16 protein-coding genes are annotated in these 18,219 nt (G+C 46.4%); 11 read left to right on the plus strand and 5 right to left on the minus strand.

The annotated features are described in order from the left end of the window. Positions 1-269 precede the first annotated feature (269 nt). Genes rsxA through AB1S55_RS15955 form a run of 6 tightly spaced genes read left to right on the plus strand, consistent with a single transcriptional unit; the run spans position 270 to position 6,366 of the window. Complete coding sequence (rsxA, locus tag AB1S55_RS15930) at positions 270-845, plus strand: electron transport complex subunit RsxA (RefSeq protein ID WP_370979170.1); 576 nt, start codon at positions 270-272, stop codon at positions 843-845. Continuing rightward, a complete protein-coding gene (gene rsxB, locus AB1S55_RS15935) occupies positions 845-1,462 on the plus strand; it encodes an electron transport complex subunit RsxB (RefSeq protein ID WP_370979171.1) in 618 nt (205 codons plus the stop codon). The genes rsxA and rsxB overlap by 1 nt, the downstream gene beginning before the upstream one ends. Next, complete coding sequence (gene rsxC / locus AB1S55_RS15940; protein WP_370979172.1) at positions 1,459-3,936, plus strand: electron transport complex subunit RsxC; 2,478 nt, start codon at positions 1,459-1,461, stop codon at positions 3,934-3,936. Before rsxB ends, rsxC begins: the two co-directional genes overlap by 4 nt. Further along, positions 3,936-5,000: an electron transport complex subunit RsxD gene (gene rsxD / locus AB1S55_RS15945; RefSeq protein WP_370979173.1), complete on the plus strand. Its 1,065-nt coding sequence runs from the start codon at positions 3,936-3,938 to the stop codon at positions 4,998-5,000. The genes rsxC and rsxD overlap by 1 nt, the downstream gene beginning before the upstream one ends. Next, on the plus strand, positions 5,000-5,662 hold the full coding sequence (gene rsxG, locus AB1S55_RS15950; protein WP_370979174.1) for an electron transport complex subunit RsxG: 663 nt from the start codon (positions 5,000-5,002) through the stop codon (positions 5,660-5,662). The genes rsxD and rsxG overlap by 1 nt, the downstream gene beginning before the upstream one ends. Beyond that, positions 5,659-6,366, plus strand: a complete 708-nt coding sequence (locus tag AB1S55_RS15955; RefSeq protein WP_370979175.1) for an electron transport complex subunit E — start codon at positions 5,659-5,661, stop codon at positions 6,364-6,366. The genes rsxG and AB1S55_RS15955 overlap by 4 nt, the downstream gene beginning before the upstream one ends. A gap of 449 nt (positions 6,367-6,815) precedes the next feature. Here AB1S55_RS15955 and AB1S55_RS15960 read toward each other — a convergent pair whose 3' ends face one another. After that, positions 6,816-7,988 carry a nucleotide sugar dehydrogenase gene (locus tag AB1S55_RS15960; RefSeq protein ID WP_370979176.1) on the minus strand — a complete coding sequence of 391 codons (1,173 nt, stop codon included), beginning with the start codon at positions 7,986-7,988 and terminating at the stop codon, positions 6,816-6,818. Positions 7,989-8,184: 196 nt separating this feature from the next. On the opposite strand from AB1S55_RS15960, the gene rfbA reads away from it, so the two are divergent. The 4 genes from rfbA to rfbB are packed head-to-tail and all read left to right on the plus strand — an operon-like array spanning position 8,185 to position 11,659. Further along, the gene (gene rfbA / locus AB1S55_RS15965; protein ID WP_370979177.1) at positions 8,185-9,066 is read left to right on the plus strand and encodes a glucose-1-phosphate thymidylyltransferase RfbA; all 882 of its coding nucleotides are present in this window, start codon (positions 8,185-8,187) and stop codon (positions 9,064-9,066) included. A 24-nt stretch (positions 9,067-9,090) separates the two neighbouring features. Then, positions 9,091-9,639, plus strand: a complete 549-nt coding sequence (rfbC, locus tag AB1S55_RS15970) for a dTDP-4-dehydrorhamnose 3,5-epimerase (protein ID WP_370979178.1) — start codon at positions 9,091-9,093, stop codon at positions 9,637-9,639. 24 nt (positions 9,640-9,663) lie between these two features. Further along, the gene (gene rfbD / locus AB1S55_RS15975; protein WP_370979179.1) at positions 9,664-10,545 is read left to right on the plus strand and encodes a dTDP-4-dehydrorhamnose reductase; all 882 of its coding nucleotides are present in this window, start codon (positions 9,664-9,666) and stop codon (positions 10,543-10,545) included. Between the two features lie 13 nt (positions 10,546-10,558). Then, complete coding sequence (gene rfbB, locus AB1S55_RS15980; protein WP_370979180.1) at positions 10,559-11,659, plus strand: dTDP-glucose 4,6-dehydratase; 1,101 nt, start codon at positions 10,559-10,561, stop codon at positions 11,657-11,659. 45 nt (positions 11,660-11,704) lie between these two features. Here the strand turns inward: rfbB and cysQ are convergent, their stop codons facing one another. The 3 genes from cysQ to cysD all read right to left on the minus strand — a co-directional run bounded on the left by cysQ (position 11,705) and on the right by cysD (position 15,605). Further along, the gene (gene cysQ / locus AB1S55_RS15985; RefSeq protein WP_370979181.1) at positions 11,705-12,499 is read right to left on the minus strand and encodes a 3'(2'),5'-bisphosphate nucleotidase CysQ; all 795 of its coding nucleotides are present in this window, start codon (positions 12,497-12,499) and stop codon (positions 11,705-11,707) included. Between the two features lie 76 nt (positions 12,500-12,575). Beyond that, positions 12,576-14,477: a sulfate adenylyltransferase subunit CysN gene (gene cysN / locus AB1S55_RS15990; protein ID WP_370979182.1), complete on the minus strand. Its 1,902-nt coding sequence runs from the start codon at positions 14,475-14,477 to the stop codon at positions 12,576-12,578. Positions 14,478-14,696: 219 nt separating this feature from the next. After that, on the minus strand, positions 14,697-15,605 hold the full coding sequence (gene cysD / locus AB1S55_RS15995) for a sulfate adenylyltransferase subunit CysD (protein ID WP_370979183.1): 909 nt from the start codon (positions 15,603-15,605) through the stop codon (positions 14,697-14,699). 123 nt (positions 15,606-15,728) lie between these two features. Between cysD and AB1S55_RS16000 the strand changes: the two genes are divergently transcribed. Next, a complete protein-coding gene (locus AB1S55_RS16000; protein WP_370979184.1) occupies positions 15,729-16,625 on the plus strand; it encodes a LysR substrate-binding domain-containing protein in 897 nt (298 codons plus the stop codon). Between the two features lie 492 nt (positions 16,626-17,117). Here AB1S55_RS16000 and AB1S55_RS16005 read toward each other — a convergent pair. Beyond that, positions 17,118-18,193, minus strand: a protein-coding gene (locus AB1S55_RS16005) for an IS3 family transposase (RefSeq protein WP_370979185.1) whose coding sequence is annotated in 2 segments (ribosomal slippage) — positions 17,118-17,944 and positions 17,944-18,193 — 1,077 coding nt in all. Because the reading frame shifts where the segments join, the coding sequence is not laid out codon by codon here. Positions 18,194-18,219: the final 26 nt, after the last annotated feature.

The following is an 18,219-nucleotide window of genomic DNA, read 5'->3' on the forward strand; positions in this document are numbered from 1 at the left end:
CGTGCATACCTCCATGTAGGCTAACTTCGGCATCCATGCCTCAGATTGTCTAGCACACTGCTGTCTACTACCGCCTTTACTCCGTGCCAAATTTTATAGCTGGCACAGTGTTAGGCTGAAGTATTGGTGTTTATTTAAGGACAATCTGAGGCATGGGTGCCGAAGTTAGCCCCCAAGGATGGGTACACGACGTGTCCGAAAATGAATACCAATGCTTCAGCCGAAAAAGAAAAACACATTAATTGAGTGACCAAGTAACTTGGTGAGAAATGACAGAATTTGCAGTAGTACTTATTAGCACTGTGCTGGTAAACAACTTTGTACTGGTTCAGTTTTTAGGACTGTGCCCATTTATGGGTGTCTCCAACAAACTGGAAACCGCGATCGGCATGGCCAGCGCCACCACCTTTGTACTGACACTCGCCTCTGTGTGCAGCTACATGATTTACGCATGGGTGCTTGAGCCATTAGAGCTCACCTACCTTAAAACCATCAGCTTCATCTTGGTGATTGCTGCTGTGGTTCAATTTGCAAAAATGTTTATCGAAAAAACCAGCCCCCTGCTCTATCGAGTACTCGGCGTGTTTCTTCCGCTGATAACCACCAACTGCGCTGTACTTGGTGTCGCCCTACAGAATACCGCTAAAAATCACGGCTTCTTCCAAAGTGCCCTTTACGGTTTTGGCGGCGCCTTAGGTTTTTCACTCGCTCTCATCTTATTTTCAGCTATGCGCGAACGCCTAGCCGTTGCCGATGTGCCCGACGCGTTTAAAGGTGCCGCTATCGGCATGATTACCGCAGGCTTAATGTCTCTAGCCTTTATGGGCTTTGCGGGGCTGGTGTAATGACTTTTTTAAATGACTTTCCCATCCTTGACGCGTTAATCGCGCTAGGTGTACTTGCCGCTGTCTTTGGTGCGGTACTGGGTTTTGCCGCCGTAAAATACAAAGTTGAAGGCGACCCCATCGTTGAACAAATCGACGAGATATTGCCTCAAACACAATGTGGCCAGTGCGGCTACCCAGGCTGTCGCCCTTATGCACAAGCGATTGCCGACGGTGACGACATCAACAAGTGCCCTCCGGGTGGTCACACCACTATTCAGGCCATTGCCAACTTACTGGACGTGCCAGCTCCAGAACTCGATGAAGAGCACGGCGAAGAAAGCGAAGTGCGCAAAGTTGCCGTTATTCGCGAAGACGAATGCATCGGCTGCACCAAGTGCATACAAGCCTGCCCTGTTGACGCGATCCTCGGTGCCGCAAAACAAATGCACACCGTCATTGCATCTGAGTGCACGGGCTGCGATTTGTGTGTCGAACCGTGCCCAGTTGATTGCATAGACATGGTTCCGGTTACCGAAGGCCTCAGCGCGTGGCGCTGGCAGCTGCCCGATGAAAAACAGCTGATTGCAACAGACGTTCAAGGTGAAGTGAAGTCAGAAGAAGGAGCCGCCGCATGAGAAAGATCTGGGATATTCCCGGTGGCGTGCACCCACCTGAAAACAAAGAACAAACTAATGGCAGCGCCATTGCGCATATCGCCCTGCCTAAACAATTGATCATCCCTCTCAATCAACACATCGGCGCCCCTGCTGAAATCTGTGTAGAGGTAGGCGATCAAGTATTAAAAGGGCAGTGCATAGCCAAAGCCAAAGGCTTTGTCAGCAGCAACGTGCATGCTTCCAGCTCTGGAACCGTGAGCGCTATTGAAGAACGCCCCATTCCTCACGCGTCGGGCTTGCTAGCCGAGTGTATTGTTATTGATTGTGATGGCAACGATACAAGTATTGAGCTACAAGGCCTCGATAACTGGCAAGAGCGCGATAAAAACGAGCTTGTAGATTTTATTCGCAACGCAGGTATTGCCGGCATGGGCGGCGCGGGTTTTCCTACCTCCGTAAAAATGCAACCGCGTGGCGGCCAGCACATTGATACGCTGATCCTAAATGGCACCGAATGTGAACCCTATATCACCTCCGATGACATGCTTATGCGCGAAAAGGCCGACGAAATCGTGGCCGGCATGCGCATACTGGCGCACATATTAGGTGAACCCCAAAACCTGATTATCGGCATTGAAGATAATAAGCCCGAAGCGTTTAAAGCAGTAAATGAAGCCGCAAAAAACACCGCGATTGACGTTGTTAGCTTTCCAACTAAATACCCATCAGGTGGCGAAAAGCAGCTTATTCAAATTCTGACAGGTAAAGAAGTACCCAGTGGCTCAATTCCCGCTGAAATTGGCATCGTGCTGCAAAACGTCGGCACGGCACGCGCGGTCTACAGAGCGATTGAACACGGTGAGCCCCTGATCGAACGAGTCACCACCGTTGTCGGCGAAAGCCTCGCTGTGCAACAAAATATCTGGGCGCGCATAGGCACCCCAACCCAGCACATTCTTGAGCAACACCAGTGGCAACAAGAGAACTGCGCGCGCCTTATCTTTGGTGGCCCAATGATGGGTTTTGCAATGCAGAGCGCGGCAGTGCCTCTTATCAAGACCACCAACTGCATCTTAGTACCAAGCCTTGAAGAGATGCCCGAGGGTGAAGATCAGCAAGCGTGTATTCGCTGTGGTATGTGTGCCGAAGCCTGCCCCGCATCACTGCTGCCTCAGCAGCTTTATTGGCACTCGCGCAGCGAAGATTTTGAACGACTTGAATCTCACAATTTATTTGATTGTATTGAGTGCGGCGCCTGCTCGTTTGTTTGCCCATCAAATATCCCACTGGTTCAGTATTACCGAGCCAGTAAAGGCGCGATGCGCCAAATAGAACAAGAAAAACAAAAGGCTGAATACAGCCGCAAGCGTTTTGAATTCCGCCAAGCTCGCTTAGAAAAAGCCGAGGCCGAAAAGGAAGCCAAACGCCTTGCTCGTAAAAAAGCCGCCGAAGCGGCTAAAGCAAAATTAGCATCAGGTGAAACCAGCGCTCCGGCAGCTAAAGCGACAGCAAGCGCCACCGCAAAAGCGGATATTGATCCGGTAAAAGCCAAAGCAAAACTAGAACGCGCACTGAGCAGCGCCAAAAGTCGCTTAGAACGCTCAGTAAAAGCACTTGATGACGCCAAACAAGAAGGCCTAGAACAAAGCCGACTTGATGCTCTTAGTGCACGTATTAAAGAAGCCGAAGCCAAAGTTCAAGATGCGCAAAAGCGAGTAGATGAAGGCCCAATTGCTGTGCCCGCATCGACATCTAGTGACAAAGCACCTAATAACAAAGCAGCTATCGATCCTGCTAAAGCACGCGCAAAATTAGAACGCGCATTGAGCAGCGCCAAAAGCAGATTAGAGCGTGCACAAAAGGCGCTCGATGATGCCAAACAAGAAGATCTTGAGCAGAGCCGACTTGATGCACTAGCTGCTCGTATCAAAGAAGCTGAAGCTAAAGTTCAAGATGCACAAAAACGCCTCGACGACAGTGAGGCCAGCACAAGCTCGACTAGCGATTCTGGTGCAGCCAAGATTAAAGAAAAAATCGCACTCAGCGGCAAAGACAAATTAGAAAAAACCATTGCAACCTTAGAAAAGCGCATCGCCACCGCCAAGCAAAAAGCGGCAGAGGCGGAAGCCGAAAATAGTCCTACCGCCGATGCCTTAAAACAAGGTGTAAGTAAGCTCGAAGAAAAACTGGCCGCAAACAAAAACGAATTAAACACGCTCGCAGCACAAGACAATGTCAGTGAAGAAGCCCTTAACGCTGAAGCCAGTGCTGCTGACAACGCAATTCTAAAAGCACAAGCTCGAGCAAAAGAGCTCGCAGCTATGAGTGACGACGACAAGGCTAAAGCCCAACTCGACTCACTCAAAAAACGCTTAGAAAAAGCACGTACACGCTTAGCAAAAGCGGAAGCCGATAACGACGATAATATCGATGCATTTCGCGCAGGTGTGGAAAAACTTGAAGCGAAACTTGCGCAAGCAGAGAAACAATAATGAGTTTTATTAAAGCCAGCTCCCCACATACCACCCGCCCCGGCACCAGCAATAAGGTGATGCAGTTGGTACTGCTTGCGTGCGTGCCCGGCATTATTGCACTGAGCCTAAATTTTGGTTTTGGCAGTCTTATTAACTTAATACTCTGCGCGGCTTTTTGCCTCGGCTTTGAAGCTGCCTTTTTAAAACTACGCGCACGCAAAGTCGTTTTTTATCTGCGCGACTGCAGTGCGCTGGTCACCGCTTTTTTATTAGCGATTGCCCTTCCACCCTATGCACCGTGGTGGTTATTAGCCGTTGGCTGCTTTTTTGCGATTGTAGTCGCCAAACAACTATACGGCGGTTTAGGTTTTAACCCATTTAACCCTGCGATGGTGGCTTATGTTGTTTTACTGATTAGCTTCCCTGTAGAGATGACACGCTGGACACTAGCAAGCAGCGCCCTCGCCGACGGCATAAGCCTGCCGAGCTTGAGTCAATCTTTAAACTTGGTCTTTGGTAACGGTCACAATTCAACACTGGTTGATGCCTGGACAGCCGCAACACCTTTAGATGTACTCAAACAAAATCAAGGTCAAACCATTGACCAGCTTTATCAAAGCGATGCTGTATTCAGCTCCGCTGTTATTGCAGGCGCCGGCTGGGAATGGATCAATATTACGTTTTTAGCAGGTGGCTTATTCCTGCTCTACAAGCGTGTATTCACTTGGCAAGCACCAACAGCCATGCTGCTGGCCTTACTGGCGCTATCCATTGTCTTTTATGACGGTGGCAGCAGCGACAGTCTTGGTTCACCAGTGTTTCATCTGCTAAGTGGCGCCACCATGTTCGGGGCCTTTTTTATTGTCACCGACCCAGTTACCTCTGCAGTCAGCACCAAAGGTCGCCTGATATACGGTGCCGGCGTGGGCATCTTAGTCTTTGTTATTCGCAGCTGGGGGATTTACCCCGATGCCGTTGCGTTTGCTGTTTTACTTATGAATTTTGCAGCGCCATTTATTGATTATTACACCCTGCCCCGCACCTACGGCCACAAAAAAGCTAACAGTGGGAGAATCAAATAATGCTAGCCCGCTCAATCAGTAAAAACAGTTTTATTTTGGCACTTTTTGCCCTGGCAACGGCAGGCACGCTTGCGTGGATACACAGTAGCACCGCAGATCGTATTGCAGAGCAAGAAAAGCGCGCCGCCGAAAAAGCCCTACTTGAAATAGTCAGTGCCGATCGTTTTGACAACGACTTACTTAATAGCACATGGCAGATCCCAGCGGCGCAACAAGCCGAACTTCACCTTAAGAATGAAAGCAAAGTTCACATTGCCACGAAAGCTGGTAATGCGGTTGCCTTTATCTTCCCTGCCGTCGCACCCGATGGTTATAGCGGCGATATCAAGTTGTTAGTCGGCGTGAATAGCGACGGTAGTATTTCCGGTGTGCGAGTTGTCTCCCATAAAGAAACACCTGGACTTGGTGATAAAGCCGACCTTAAAAAGAGCGATTGGATACTTAGCTTTAACGGCAAGTCATTGTTCAAACCTGCGCTTGAGCGCTGGTTCGTTAAGAAGGACGGCGGTGATTTTGATCAGTTTACAGGTGCGACTATTACACCACGCGCCATCGTTAAACAAACAAAAGAAGTGCTCGAGTTTTACCACAAACACAAACAAGAAATACTCGACAGCCTAAATACCCTAGAGGCAGAGTCTAACGAGGGCCAACACCAATGAGCGACTACAAAGAACTCAGCGTTAACGGCCTGTGGAAAAATAACCCAGCCCTTGTACAGCTACTCGGCTTGTGCCCTTTACTTGCCGTTACCGGCTCAGTGGTCAATGCCTTGGGTTTAGGTCTAGCCACTATGCTGGTATTGGTGGGATCCAACATTGCCGTATCGCTCATTCGCAACGCCGTAACAGATGCCATTAAATTACCTGCCTTTGTCATGATCATCGCATCATTCACAACCGGCACAGAATTATTAATGCAGGCCTTTACTTACGAGCTCTATACCATTCTGGGTATATTTATTCCTCTGATCGTCACCAACTGCGCCATTCTTGGTCGCGCAGATGCCTACGCCTGTAAGAATGGCGTCCTGCCGTCAGCCTTTGACGGTTTAATGATGGGCTTGGGCTTTTTAGCGGTATTACTGGCTATTGGCGCAATACGAGAGCTACTTGGCGCAGGCACGCTCTTTGCCGACATGCACCTACTCTTTGGCGCAAGCGCCGCTTCTTGGGAGCTCAATATATTTGGTAGTGACTACAAAGGCTTTTTAGTCGCCGTACTGCCACCTGGTGCCTTCTTAGTAGCAGGGCTGTTAATTGCCATTAAAAACGGGGTGGATAACGAGCTTGAAAGGCGAGCAGCAGCCAAACGCACCGTGGTTAAAGGCTCTAAACGAGTCCGCACTACCGGTAATGTGGCTTAAAAAAGACCCCATACTGTAAAAATCTCGCGAGCGCTATGGTCAATTTCCTACAAACTATAGTGACAAAGGCTTGTAGCGGCAGGACTCGTTTTTAAGCATAATTTGTCTCGCAAGGATGCAAACAAGGAAGTACACCGAGGCAAGGAGCCAACGTGGATGCCCAAGGATGGGTAGTCGAGCAGGAAGCTCGAAGGAAGCGCCGACAGAGAAACAAGGATGTGGACCTAGAGGCAAGCTTTCAAGATAAGCCGCTTTCGCAAGTAAGCGGCTTTTTCTTTGCCTTCGATTTACCCTGTCGCTTTAGCACAACAATCTCAAAGCCCCTCTTTAAAGACGCGCCAATAGCCCACTGTAGCTCTTGCAAGGACTCAAAACGACATATATAAAAAAAGCGCTACGAACACCAGCTCGTAACGCTTTTAGCTATAAACAAGTTTGCCAGCTACTTATTAATCAGATCCGAATAAGTCACGAGTATAAACTTTATCTGCAACATCACGGATATCATCCATCATGCGGTTGGCTACAATCACATCACAGCTGCTCTTAAACTCTTCAAGGTCATTAATCACCTTAGAGTTGAAAAATTGCTCTTCGGTCAAGACAGGCTCGTAAATTACAACCTCGATACCCTTGGCCTTAATTCGCTTCATAACCCCCTGAATTGATGAGGCGCGAAAGTTATCAGAACCGGATTTCATAATTAAGCGATACACGCCAACACGCTTAGGCCCACGTGCAATGATAGAGTCAGCCACAAAATCTTTACGTGTGGTATTGGCATCAACGATGGCGCGAATCAGGTTATTAGGTACATCGTTATAGTTGGCCAATAACTGACGTGTATCCTTAGGCAAGCAATAACCACCATAACCAAAACTTGGGTTATTGTAATGAGCACCAATACGCGGGTCTAAACCAACACCTTCAATGATTTGCTTGGTATTTAAGCCGTGACTCTCGGCGTAAGTATCCAGCTCATTAAAATAAGCAACCCGCATAGCTAGGTAGGTATTTGAAAACAGCTTAATTGCTTCCGCTTCAGTAGACTCAGTAAACAATACCGGAATATCATCCGCCGGTTTTTCAGCGCCCTGCACCAATAATGAAGCGAACACCTTAGCACGCTCACTTTGCTCGCCCACCACCACACGAGAAGGGTGAAGGTTGTCATACAATGCTCGACCTTCTCGCAAAAATTCAGGAGAGAACAAGACATTCTCAGTACCTAAGTCTTCACCAATTCGAGCAGTAAAACCCACAGGAATAGTCGACTTAATCACCATCACGGCACTTGAGTTCACAGCCACTACATCTTTAATCACCGCCTCTACCGAACGAGTATTAAAATAATCCGTCTCGGGGTCATAATCGGTGGGTGTCGCAATAACAACATAATCAGCGTCCTTATAAGCTTGCTCTTTATCTACCGTCGCCACTAGGTTAAGTTTTTTATTGGCTAAATAATCTTCAAGCTCTCTGTCTTCAACAGTCGATTTACCATCATTGATCAGGGCAACCTTAGCTTCGATAATGTCTAAAGCAACAACTTCATTGTGCTGCGCAAGCAACACTGCATTTGAAAGGCCTACATAACCGGTTCCGGCGACCGCAATCTTCATAGCATGTCCATAATTCATAAAAAGTGGTTTAGTTGGAAATTTTACACATATTTAACGCATTATTTAATACAACAAGCACAATTAGCCTTTTTAGCGCCTCTTATATTCAGGCCAGCATCTCCTTTTGCAACCAATAACGTTACAATAAGGATTCCGACCCGCCCAAAGGGTACTCTTAGGTATATAAGGCTAAACAATGACTCGTAAAGGCATCATCTTAGCTGGAGGTAGCGGCACACGCCTCTACCCTCTTACCCAAGTTGTAAGCAAACAGCTTATGCCGGTTTACGACAAACCGATGATTTACTACCCTCTTGCGACCCTGATGCAGGCTGGGATTACTGAGATTCTTATCATCAGCACCCCGCTTGAACTGCCTCGTTTTAAAGCCTTGCTTGGCAGTGGCCAGCAATGGGGAGTCACACTGAGCTATGCTGAGCAAGCCAAACCTGAAGGGCTAGCCCAAGCTTTTATTATCGGTGAAACCTTTTTGCATGGCAGCCCCGCCGCCTTGGTACTGGGCGATAATCTTTTCTACGGTCACGACTTAGCAAACATACTGCAAACAGCCAATAAAAGACTGGATTCCGCCACCGTCTTTGCTTATCACGTAGCGGAGCCAGAGGCCTATGGCGTGATTGAGTTCAACGCCGAAGGTAAGGCTTTATCTATCGAAGAGAAGCCCCTACAACCTAAAAGCAATTATGCCGTACCAGGCATCTACTTCTTTGATCGCAGTGTTTGTAATGTTGCCAAACAAGTGCAGCCTTCAGAGCGTGGCGAGTTGGAAATAACCGATGTTATCGAGCACTATCTACAAAACGAAAAACTCCATGTAGACATTATGGGTCGCGGTACAGCTTGGCTAGATACCGGTACTCACGATCATTTACTAGAAGCCGCACAATTTATTGCCACTATAGAAAAACGCCAAGGCTTAAAAGTAAATTGCCCAGAAGAAGTTGCATACCGCTCCGGATTTATCACAGCAGAGCAATTACGTGAACTTGCCATTCCCTTAAAGAAAAGTGGCTATGGTGAATACCTGCTACGCCTTCTTGAAACAACCGTCTATTAAATTCACAAATACAACCCACCTTAAATGAAATTTATTGATACAGCGATAGCAGACGTCAAAATACTCGAGCCCACCGTCTTGGGTGATGAACGCGGTTTTTTTATGGAAACATTCCGCGCTAACGAATTTAAACAATACTGTTCTGATACTGAATTTGTACAAGAAAACCACAGCCTGAGCAAGCAAGGCATACTCAGGGGTCTGCACTACCAGATTCAACAACCACAAGGTAAATTAGTAAGGGTTATAAAAGGCTATGTATTTGACGTTGCCGTCGATATGCGCCGCAGCTCTGCAACTTTTGGTAAGTGGGTAGGGGTAGAACTCAGTGCCGAAAATAAGCGCCAGCTCTGGATTCCCGAAGGTTTTGCTCATGGTTTTTATGTCATAAGCAATGAAGCGGAATTTGTTTATAAATGTACTAATTATTACGCGCCTGAGCACGACCGCTCTTTATTATGGAACGATAAACAATTAAATATTGATTGGCCCCTCGTAGACGGGAAAGCACCACTACTCTCGAACAAAGACGCCAAGGCCCGCCCCCTTTCTGAAGCTGACTGCTTCTCTTAAGGCCTAACAACATAGAGACATAAGATGAAAGTGCTTATTACCGGTGCAGGCGGCCAGCTTGCATGGGAGCTGGCCCGCAGCGCGCCCAACTCAATTGACTTAATTTATGCTACATCAACTGAGCTCAACATTTGTGACGAGGTAGCGGTTAATAATTACCTTAAACAACACAAGCCTAATGCCATTATTAATACTGCAGCCTATACCGCTGTCGATAAAGCAGAAGAAGAGCGCGATAAAGCCTATGCTGTAAACCGCGACGGGGTTGCCAATTTAGCAAAGGCCTGCGGAACCGACATTTATCTGTTACACATTAGCACCGATTTTGTTTTTGATGGCCTAAGCACCAAACCATTAACAAGTAAAGATATTGCAAAACCTCTATCAGTTTATGGCGCCAGTAAATACGCAGGCGAGCAGGCTCTAGAGCAATACTGCAAAGCCCCTTGGGCCATTATCCGCACAGCCTGGCTTTATTCCAGCTATGGTAATAATTTTGTTAAAAGCATGCTGCGTTTTATGAATGAGCGCGAGCAACTAAATATAGTCGCAGATCAAATTGGCACCCCTACTTGGGCTCACGGCCTTGCACAAAGCTGCTGGGCTTGTATCGCAGATAAAACTGAAGGCCTCTATCATTGGAGTGATGCAGGTGTTGCTAGTTGGTATGATTTTGCCGAAATGATACAAAGCAAAGCACTAGAGCTAAAACTACTGGATAAAAAATGTAAGATTAAAGCTATAACAACCAAAGATTATCCCGTACCAGCTAAGCGACCAGCATTCAGTGTGCTCGATAAAAGTGAAATACTTGCAAAGCACCCTCAGCTAGAAAACCAACACTGGCAAAGCCAACTAAACGCCATGCTCACAGAGCTAAGCAAGCAACAACACAAAGAATCTTAAGAGGCCTCCTAAAATGCCTAAAAAACTCCTAGTTACCGGTGCTGCCGGATTTATCGGAGCTAATTTTGTTCACTATTGGCTGAAACAATATAGCAACGATAACATCATCGCCCTAGATGCTCTCACCTATGCTGGCAATATGAGCAATCTTGATCACGTTCGCGATAATAAAAATCTAAAATTCGTGCACGGTAATATTTGTGATGATGAGTTAGTTGAAAAACTAATGCGTGAACACGACATTGATACCATTGTGCACTTTGCCGCAGAAAGCCATGTTGATCGCTCAATTACAGGCCCCGATGCCTTTTTAGAAACCAACATCATTGGCACTCACGCCTTACTTAAAGTCGCTAAAAAAATATGGCTTGATGAAGGGTTAAAACCAGAACACCGCTTTCACCATGTTAGCACCGATGAAGTTTACGGCAGCTTAAATACTGATGACCCAGCTTTTAATGAAAGCACCGCCTATGCACCCAACTCACCTTATTCTGCAAGCAAAGCCGCTAGCGATCATTTGGTTCGTGCCTACCACCACACCTATGGCTTAAAAGTCACAACATCTAACTGCTCAAATAACTACGGGCCTTTTCACTTTCCTGAAAAACTGATCCCCCTAGTTATTACCAACATCTTATTTAATAAAGCCCTACCTATTTATGGTGATGGCCAACAAATTCGTGACTGGCTTTATGTGGAAGATCACGCTCGAGGTATCGACCTTGTCATACAAAAAGGTCGACTAGGTGAATGCTATAACATTGGCGGTATTAACGAGTGGGCTAATATTGATATCGTCAATTTAGTCTGCAAACTTATGGATGAAGCTTTTAGCAACAATACAGACTTGGCTCACCGCTTCCCAGAGGCTAAGGCAGCCATAAACAATAACTGCGCTAGTTTAATTACCTATGTAAAGGATCGCCCCGGACACGATAGACGCTACGCTATTGATCCAACCAAAGCTGAAAACGAATTAGGCTATAAACCAAGTGAAAGTTTTGAAACGGGTATTAGAAAAACACTGCAATGGTACTTAGACAACCAAGAATGGTGGAGTAAAGTTATGGATGGCAGCTACCAAGACTGGATAGAAAATCAATACAACTAAGTTAGTAAAGCCGAGCCTAGCTCGGCTTTTTAATATAACAAACGCTTAAAATGACAAGTTGAGCCAAACCTTAGACGGCTCCGAACAAACAACAAAATAAGGATTTAGCAAGGTCTCTTTAGTGTTGTAACGCAAAGGCTCTTTGGTTTCCCAATTAAGTACCTTTGCACCTGCTGCTTCCACAATCGCTTGCGCTGCAGCTGTATCCCATTCACAGGTAGGAATCAGCCGAGGATAAAGATCCGCACTACCGTCTGCTACCATGCAGAGTTTTAATGATGAACCAACACTCAATAAATCTGCATTCGGGAAAACAGCCATAAAACGTTCAAAATCGTCGCTACTATGAGAGCGACTACCAACAATACGCCACGTTTTTCCCTGCTCGGGAATAGCCGCAGGCTTGATACATTTACGCTCGCCCGCGCCCTGTTGCTTCCAAGCCCCTTTACCTTGTTCACCAACATACCAAAGATCCATAACTGGGGCGTAGACGACCCCAAGTACAGGCTCACCATCACGAACAAGGGCAACATTTACAGTAAATTCACCACTGCGCTTAATAAATTCTTTTGTACCGTCGAGCGGGTCAACCAACCAGTATTGTTTCCAGCTTTGACGCTCAGCCCAACTTATATCGGCATCTTCTTCAGACAATATTGGACCGACTTTCAGCTCACTTAAGGCCTTCACCAATATATCGTGAGCAAGCTGATCGGCCTTAGTCAAAGGGCTATTGTCTTCTTTAATTTCAATGCCAAAGTCGTCACTGTTATATACATCCAGTATCGAACTGCCCGCTTGAGCAACCGCATTCATTACAGCTTGTAACATCTTCATCTACTTCCTTTAGGCTACAAAAAAGCCCGCGTAATGGGCGGGCTTTAATAAGTCAGTTCTACTTATAAATAGGCAACTAAGAAATAACGTTTAATTCACGTAGTTTACGCAATAGATGAGCAACCACCTCATCAACACTCATAGCGTCTGTATCAATAGTAATTTCAGCGTTCTCAGGCTCTTCATAAGGTGAATCAATACCCGTGAAATTCGTGATAACCCCTGAACGCGCCTTTTTATACAAGCCTTTAGGGTCGCGCTGCTCACAGGTTTCAAGTGCCGTGTTTACATGAACCTCGATAAACTCTCCGTCCTCCAACATGTTACGAACAATGCGACGATCATCTTTAAATGGCGAGATAAAGGAGGTAAATACCAGCATGCCCGCATCGACCATTAATTTAGCGACCTCGCCAACACGGCGAATATTTTCTACGCGGCCAGCCTCATCAAAACCCAAATCCTTACTAAGACCTTGGCGAACGTTGTCACCATCTAGCAGGTAAGTATTAAAGCCCATAGAGAACAAGGCTTTTTCTAAAGCACTTGCGGAAGTTGACTTACCTGATCCACTTAAGCCGGTAAACCAAATAACCGCGGGCTTTTGGCCATTGCGGCTTGCACGCGCTTCTTTATTCACATCCATGTTGTGCCAAGCAACATCTTCATCTGTTAAAGGCTCGGCCACCATAGCAGCGCCAACGGTCACGTTGCTAAGACGATCAATAAAAATTAGATTACCAGTATGGCGATTGTCTTGATAAGCATCGACGGTCACCGCTTCGGTAAGCTCTAACTTACAACGCGCAATACCATTTAATGGAACATTCTCAACCTGACTTTTCTCCAAGGTGTTGACATCTACCTGATACTCGATAGAGGTCACGGTACCGTTCACTTCTGCGGAACCGACCTTAACGTAATAATTCTTACCAACTGTCAGCGCATCTTCATGCATCCACACAACGTCGATCATCATCGCGTTAACAGGCTTAACCGTGTCATTGGCCGCAACAATCATGTCACCACGACTGATGTCGATCTCATCGTTCAACGTTAGGGTGACCGCATCACCAGGATAAGCGGCGTCGATATCGCCTTCGTAAGTCACCACTTGTTTTACAGTCGACTTTTTATGTGAAGGCAGTGCCATCACTTCTTGGCCTGGCTTAAACACACCTGAAGCGACGGTTCCGCAGAAACCACGGAAGTTCAAATTAGGGCGGTTCACATATTGAACCGGGAAGCGCGGAGCTTCAAAACTGGCCTCAGCACCTAGCTCAACCGTCTCTAAAATATCCAGTAGTGGCTGCTCTTTATACCAAGGAGACTCGTCACTCAGCTCGGCCACGTTGTCGCCATCCAAGGCCGAGATAGGAATAAACTTAAACTCAGGCTGTGAAGGCAGGCTTTTAGCAAACTCGATGTAATCGGCTTTAATGGCTTCGTATTTATCTTCTGCGAAGTCGATCAAATCCATTTTATTCACAGCGATCACAAAGTTCTTAATACCCAATAAAGAACAAATAAAGCTGTGACGACGCGTTTGAGTTTGCACACCATAGCGGGCATCAATTAACAAAATCGCCAACTGTGCCGTTGAGCCACCGGTTGCCATGTTACGCGTGTACTGCTCGTGCCCTGGGGTATCGGCAATAATAAACTTACGTTTATCGGTAGAAAAATAGCGGTAAGCCACATCAATGGTGATGCCCTGCTCACGCTCACTTTGCAAACCATCAACCAATAAAGCCAAATCGACTTTTTCACCGGTGGTGCCATGCGCTTTAGAATCTTTAGAGATCGCTGCCAACTGATCTTCATAGATCATTTTGGTGTCATGTAACAAACGGCCAATCAAGGTAGATTTACCGTCATCTACCGAACCACAGGTAATAAAACGCAGCAAATCTTTTTCTTCATGCTGCTTCAAATATTGCTGAATATCTTCAGCAATCAAATCACTTTGATGAGACATACGTTTCTCTCGTTTAGTGCTGAGACCGGAAACTCATATCCAATCTCACAATTCTTTTTACTTCAACCTCTCGACAAAAAATCGAATGATTAGCGTAAGTGTCGCCGCCAGCGTGGTCGCGTTTTGGCCGCGAAAAAGCGGAGTTTACATGCAGTAAATGAGCATTTTGAGCGGCCAAAAGCGACCGCGCTGGCAAGTAAACTAGCTAAGCATCGGTTTTTAGAAATAGCCTTCGCGCTTCTTCTTCTCCATGGAGCCCGCCGAATCATGATCAATCGCACGCCCTGAACGCTCAGAGGTCGTTGTTAACAGCATCTCTTGAATCACATCGGGTAAAGTCTGAGCTTTAGACTCAACAGCACCGGTCAACGGATAACAGCCCAAAGTACGGAAGCGCACCCACTTCTCTTCAGGCACTTCCCCCTCTTCCAAAGGCAGGCGCTCGTCGTCAACCATAATCAACATGCCGTCACGCTCAACCACAGGGCGTGGTGCACTTAGGTATAGAGGCACAATTTTGATGCTTTCTAGATAGATGTACTGCCAGATATCCAGCTCAGTCCAGTTAGACAAAGGGAAAACACGGATAGATTCACCCTTGTTCACACGTGAGTTATAGATATTCCACAACTCAGGGCGCTGATTTTTAGGGTCCCAACGGTGATGTTTATCACGGAAGCTATACACGCGCTCTTTCGCACGGCTTTTCTCTTCGTCGCGACGGGCGCCACCAAAGGCGGCATCAAAACCGTATTTATCCAACGCCTGCTTCAAGGCCACCGTCTTCATAATATCGGTATATTTGGCTGAACCGTGGTCAAAAGGGTTGATATTGGCCGCTTTGCCCTCTTGATTCGTGTGCACCAACAATTCCATACCAGCCTCTTTGGCCATTTCATCACGGAACTGGATCATCTCTTTGAACTTCCACGTGGTATCAACGTGCATCAAAGGGAAAGGAGGTACCCCAGGAGCAAAGGCTTTACGAGCCAAATGCAGCATAACGGCGGAATCTTTACCCACCGAATAGAGCATAACGGGGTTATCAAACTCCGCAGCCACTTCGCGGATAATGTGTATAGACTCAGCCTCAAGCTGCTTGAGGTGAGTACGGCGAGCTTCGTCCATAGATGAGACCTATATAGGAAATGCGTAAAAGACATTACTAGTAGAAATTGACGCGATTATACGCCGAATAGATTTATTTATAAAACCGAATATACTGAACAAAACCATCTATAAAATAGACGCATGAAATACACCTTACGCCAGCTACAAGTCTTTCTTGCCGTTGCCAGACACCAAAATATTGGCTTAGCTGCGCAAGAGCTCAACCTTTCGCAAAGTGCCTGCAGTACAGCCCTTAAAGAATTTGAAGCTCGTTATAAAATCCAGCTTTTTGACAGAAGTGCCAAGCGAGTACGCCTTAATACTTTAGGCAGCACTTTACGCCCTAAAGCCGAACAACTTTTGCTGCAAGCACAAGCATTTGAAAACGAACTCAGCCAACATGAAAACAAACAAGAACTGCGCGTTGGTGCAAGCCTGACTATTGGTAACTACCTTGCTTTCAACTATTTAGCCAAATACAGCCAGCTTTACCCCGAGGTGAAGGTTGATATTGTTGTAGGCAGCTCACCTGAAATTGTCGAAAAAGTTTTAAATTTCGAGGTCGATATTGGCCTCATTGAAGCTGAATTTAAACACAAGGAACTCGAACTCCAACACTGGCAGCCAGATAACATGCTGATTTTTTGCTCGCCACAACACCCTTTAGCAGATAAAGGCATTTTAAAAGACAAAGATATCTTAAACAGTAGCTGGATTCTTCGAGAGCCCGGTTCAGCCCATAGACAAACCTTCGACAAAGCCATGGCAGGCCTGCTAGCAAAACTAACTATTCGCGCCGAACTGACCCATAACGAGGCCATTAAAAACGCCGTAAAGTCAGGGCTTGGGCTTGGCTGCCTATCTGAAATAGCCATTGCCGATGAAATAAAGCTCGGCGTGCTCAAAGTACTTAAACCCAACAAGCGCAGCATGAGCCGAAGCTTTAACATCATCAAACACCGCTACGCACAAGCCAAAGTTGCGGGAGAGCAGTGGCTACAGCTGTGCCTCGAAACCAAAGGTCAAAATGGCCGATAAGACTTTTTTACGGCCACTCTTAATCAATAATTACCGACAAACTGCAACAACAGCTCATACTCGACTTTTAAAAAGCGCAAACGCAGCCCCTGAGTTTAAAAGAGATTCAACAAGCCAGTACCGTGGCCTGCTCAGAAAGAAGCTTGCACCATTGATTACAAGCATAGCTGCACGCTCGACGCGTTATCAGTACATCGCTCAACTTGAACAGAGCTTTCTTTCGCTGATAAAGCAAAGCGAGAGCACGTACTAAAGCAGCTGCGAGACTTATGGACCCACAGCTCTACGGCTCTTGAAGGCAACACCTTAAGCCTTGGCGATACTCACTTTATTCTGGAACAAGGGCTGACTATTTCAGGTAAGCCACTCAAAGAACACCAAAAAGTAGTCGGCATGCGAAAGCCATCGACATACTGTACCAAGCCTGCAATAAAGAGCTTATATTTCAACTGTGTAAATACCTCTTTCTTAACACAGCCCTCGCGTAAAAAATTAGGCTGCTAATTTGTACTCAATTGGCGTCATATCATTCAGTGAGTCGTGAGGTCGCTCCGTGTTATATAGCTTTATCCAGTCGTCGGTCATCTCAATCACTTCGTTTAAATTGGTGAAGATGTAAAGGTCTAACACCTCGTCACGATAGGTTCGGTTAAAGCGCTCAATGTAAGCATTTTGGTAAGGACATCCGGGCTTGATGTAGTCGATCCTCACATTGTTCCGATCTGCCCACTCGGTGAATTCACTTGACGTATATTCAGGCCCGTTATCAACACGAACCTTTTCTGGGTAGCCATGCCAGGCTGCAAGCTGGTCAAGATACCGAGTAACTCTTGCTGCTGGCATACCAGTGCCAATATCGATACCAAGTATTTCTCGATTAAAATCGTCAATAACATTGAAAGTGCGAAAACGAACTTTGTTTTGCAGGCTGTCGCTCATAAAATCCATTGACCAAGATGACCCGCTTTCTACCGGAACGGCCAGTGGCTCTGGATTTCTAGGCGGTAAGCGTTTTTTAGATTTCCGCCTGATGTTGAGCTTCATTTCGGTATAAACGCGATAAACACGCTTATGGTTCCAGCCTTTACGCAACGCCCGTAGTCGCTTGAAGCACTTGGGGAATCCCCAGCGTGGATGCTTTTCAATAAGCTTATCTAAAGCGTCGATGATCTCACTATCATCAACTAGCTTTGGCTCATAATAATACGCAGTTCGGCTAACGCCTGTTATCTCACAACTCATGACGATACTTACCTCATGATCAGCCTGAAGCTCCTTAGCCCAGGCTTTACGCTCAGCAACAGGCACTACAGCTTTTTTATGATTTCTTCCTGCAGCTGAGATTTAAGGCTCAACTCCGCATACATTTGTTTTAAGCGCCTATTTTCGTCTTCCAGTTCCTTTAGTCGCCTAACATCAGAGGCTTCCATACCGCCATATTTTTCACGCCATTTATAAAACGTTGAGTTGCCGATGTTATGTTTTCGGCACACCTCTTTGATCGGCATGCCGGCTTCCGCTTCTTTTAAAACCGCAACAATTTGGCTTTCAGTCATTCGTTTGCTCATAGGCAAATCCTCTTTGGGGTAGTCTA

This window comes from Agaribacterium sp. ZY112 (genome assembly GCF_041346925.1).
Classification (GTDB): Bacteria; Pseudomonadota; Gammaproteobacteria; order Pseudomonadales; family Cellvibrionaceae; genus Agaribacterium.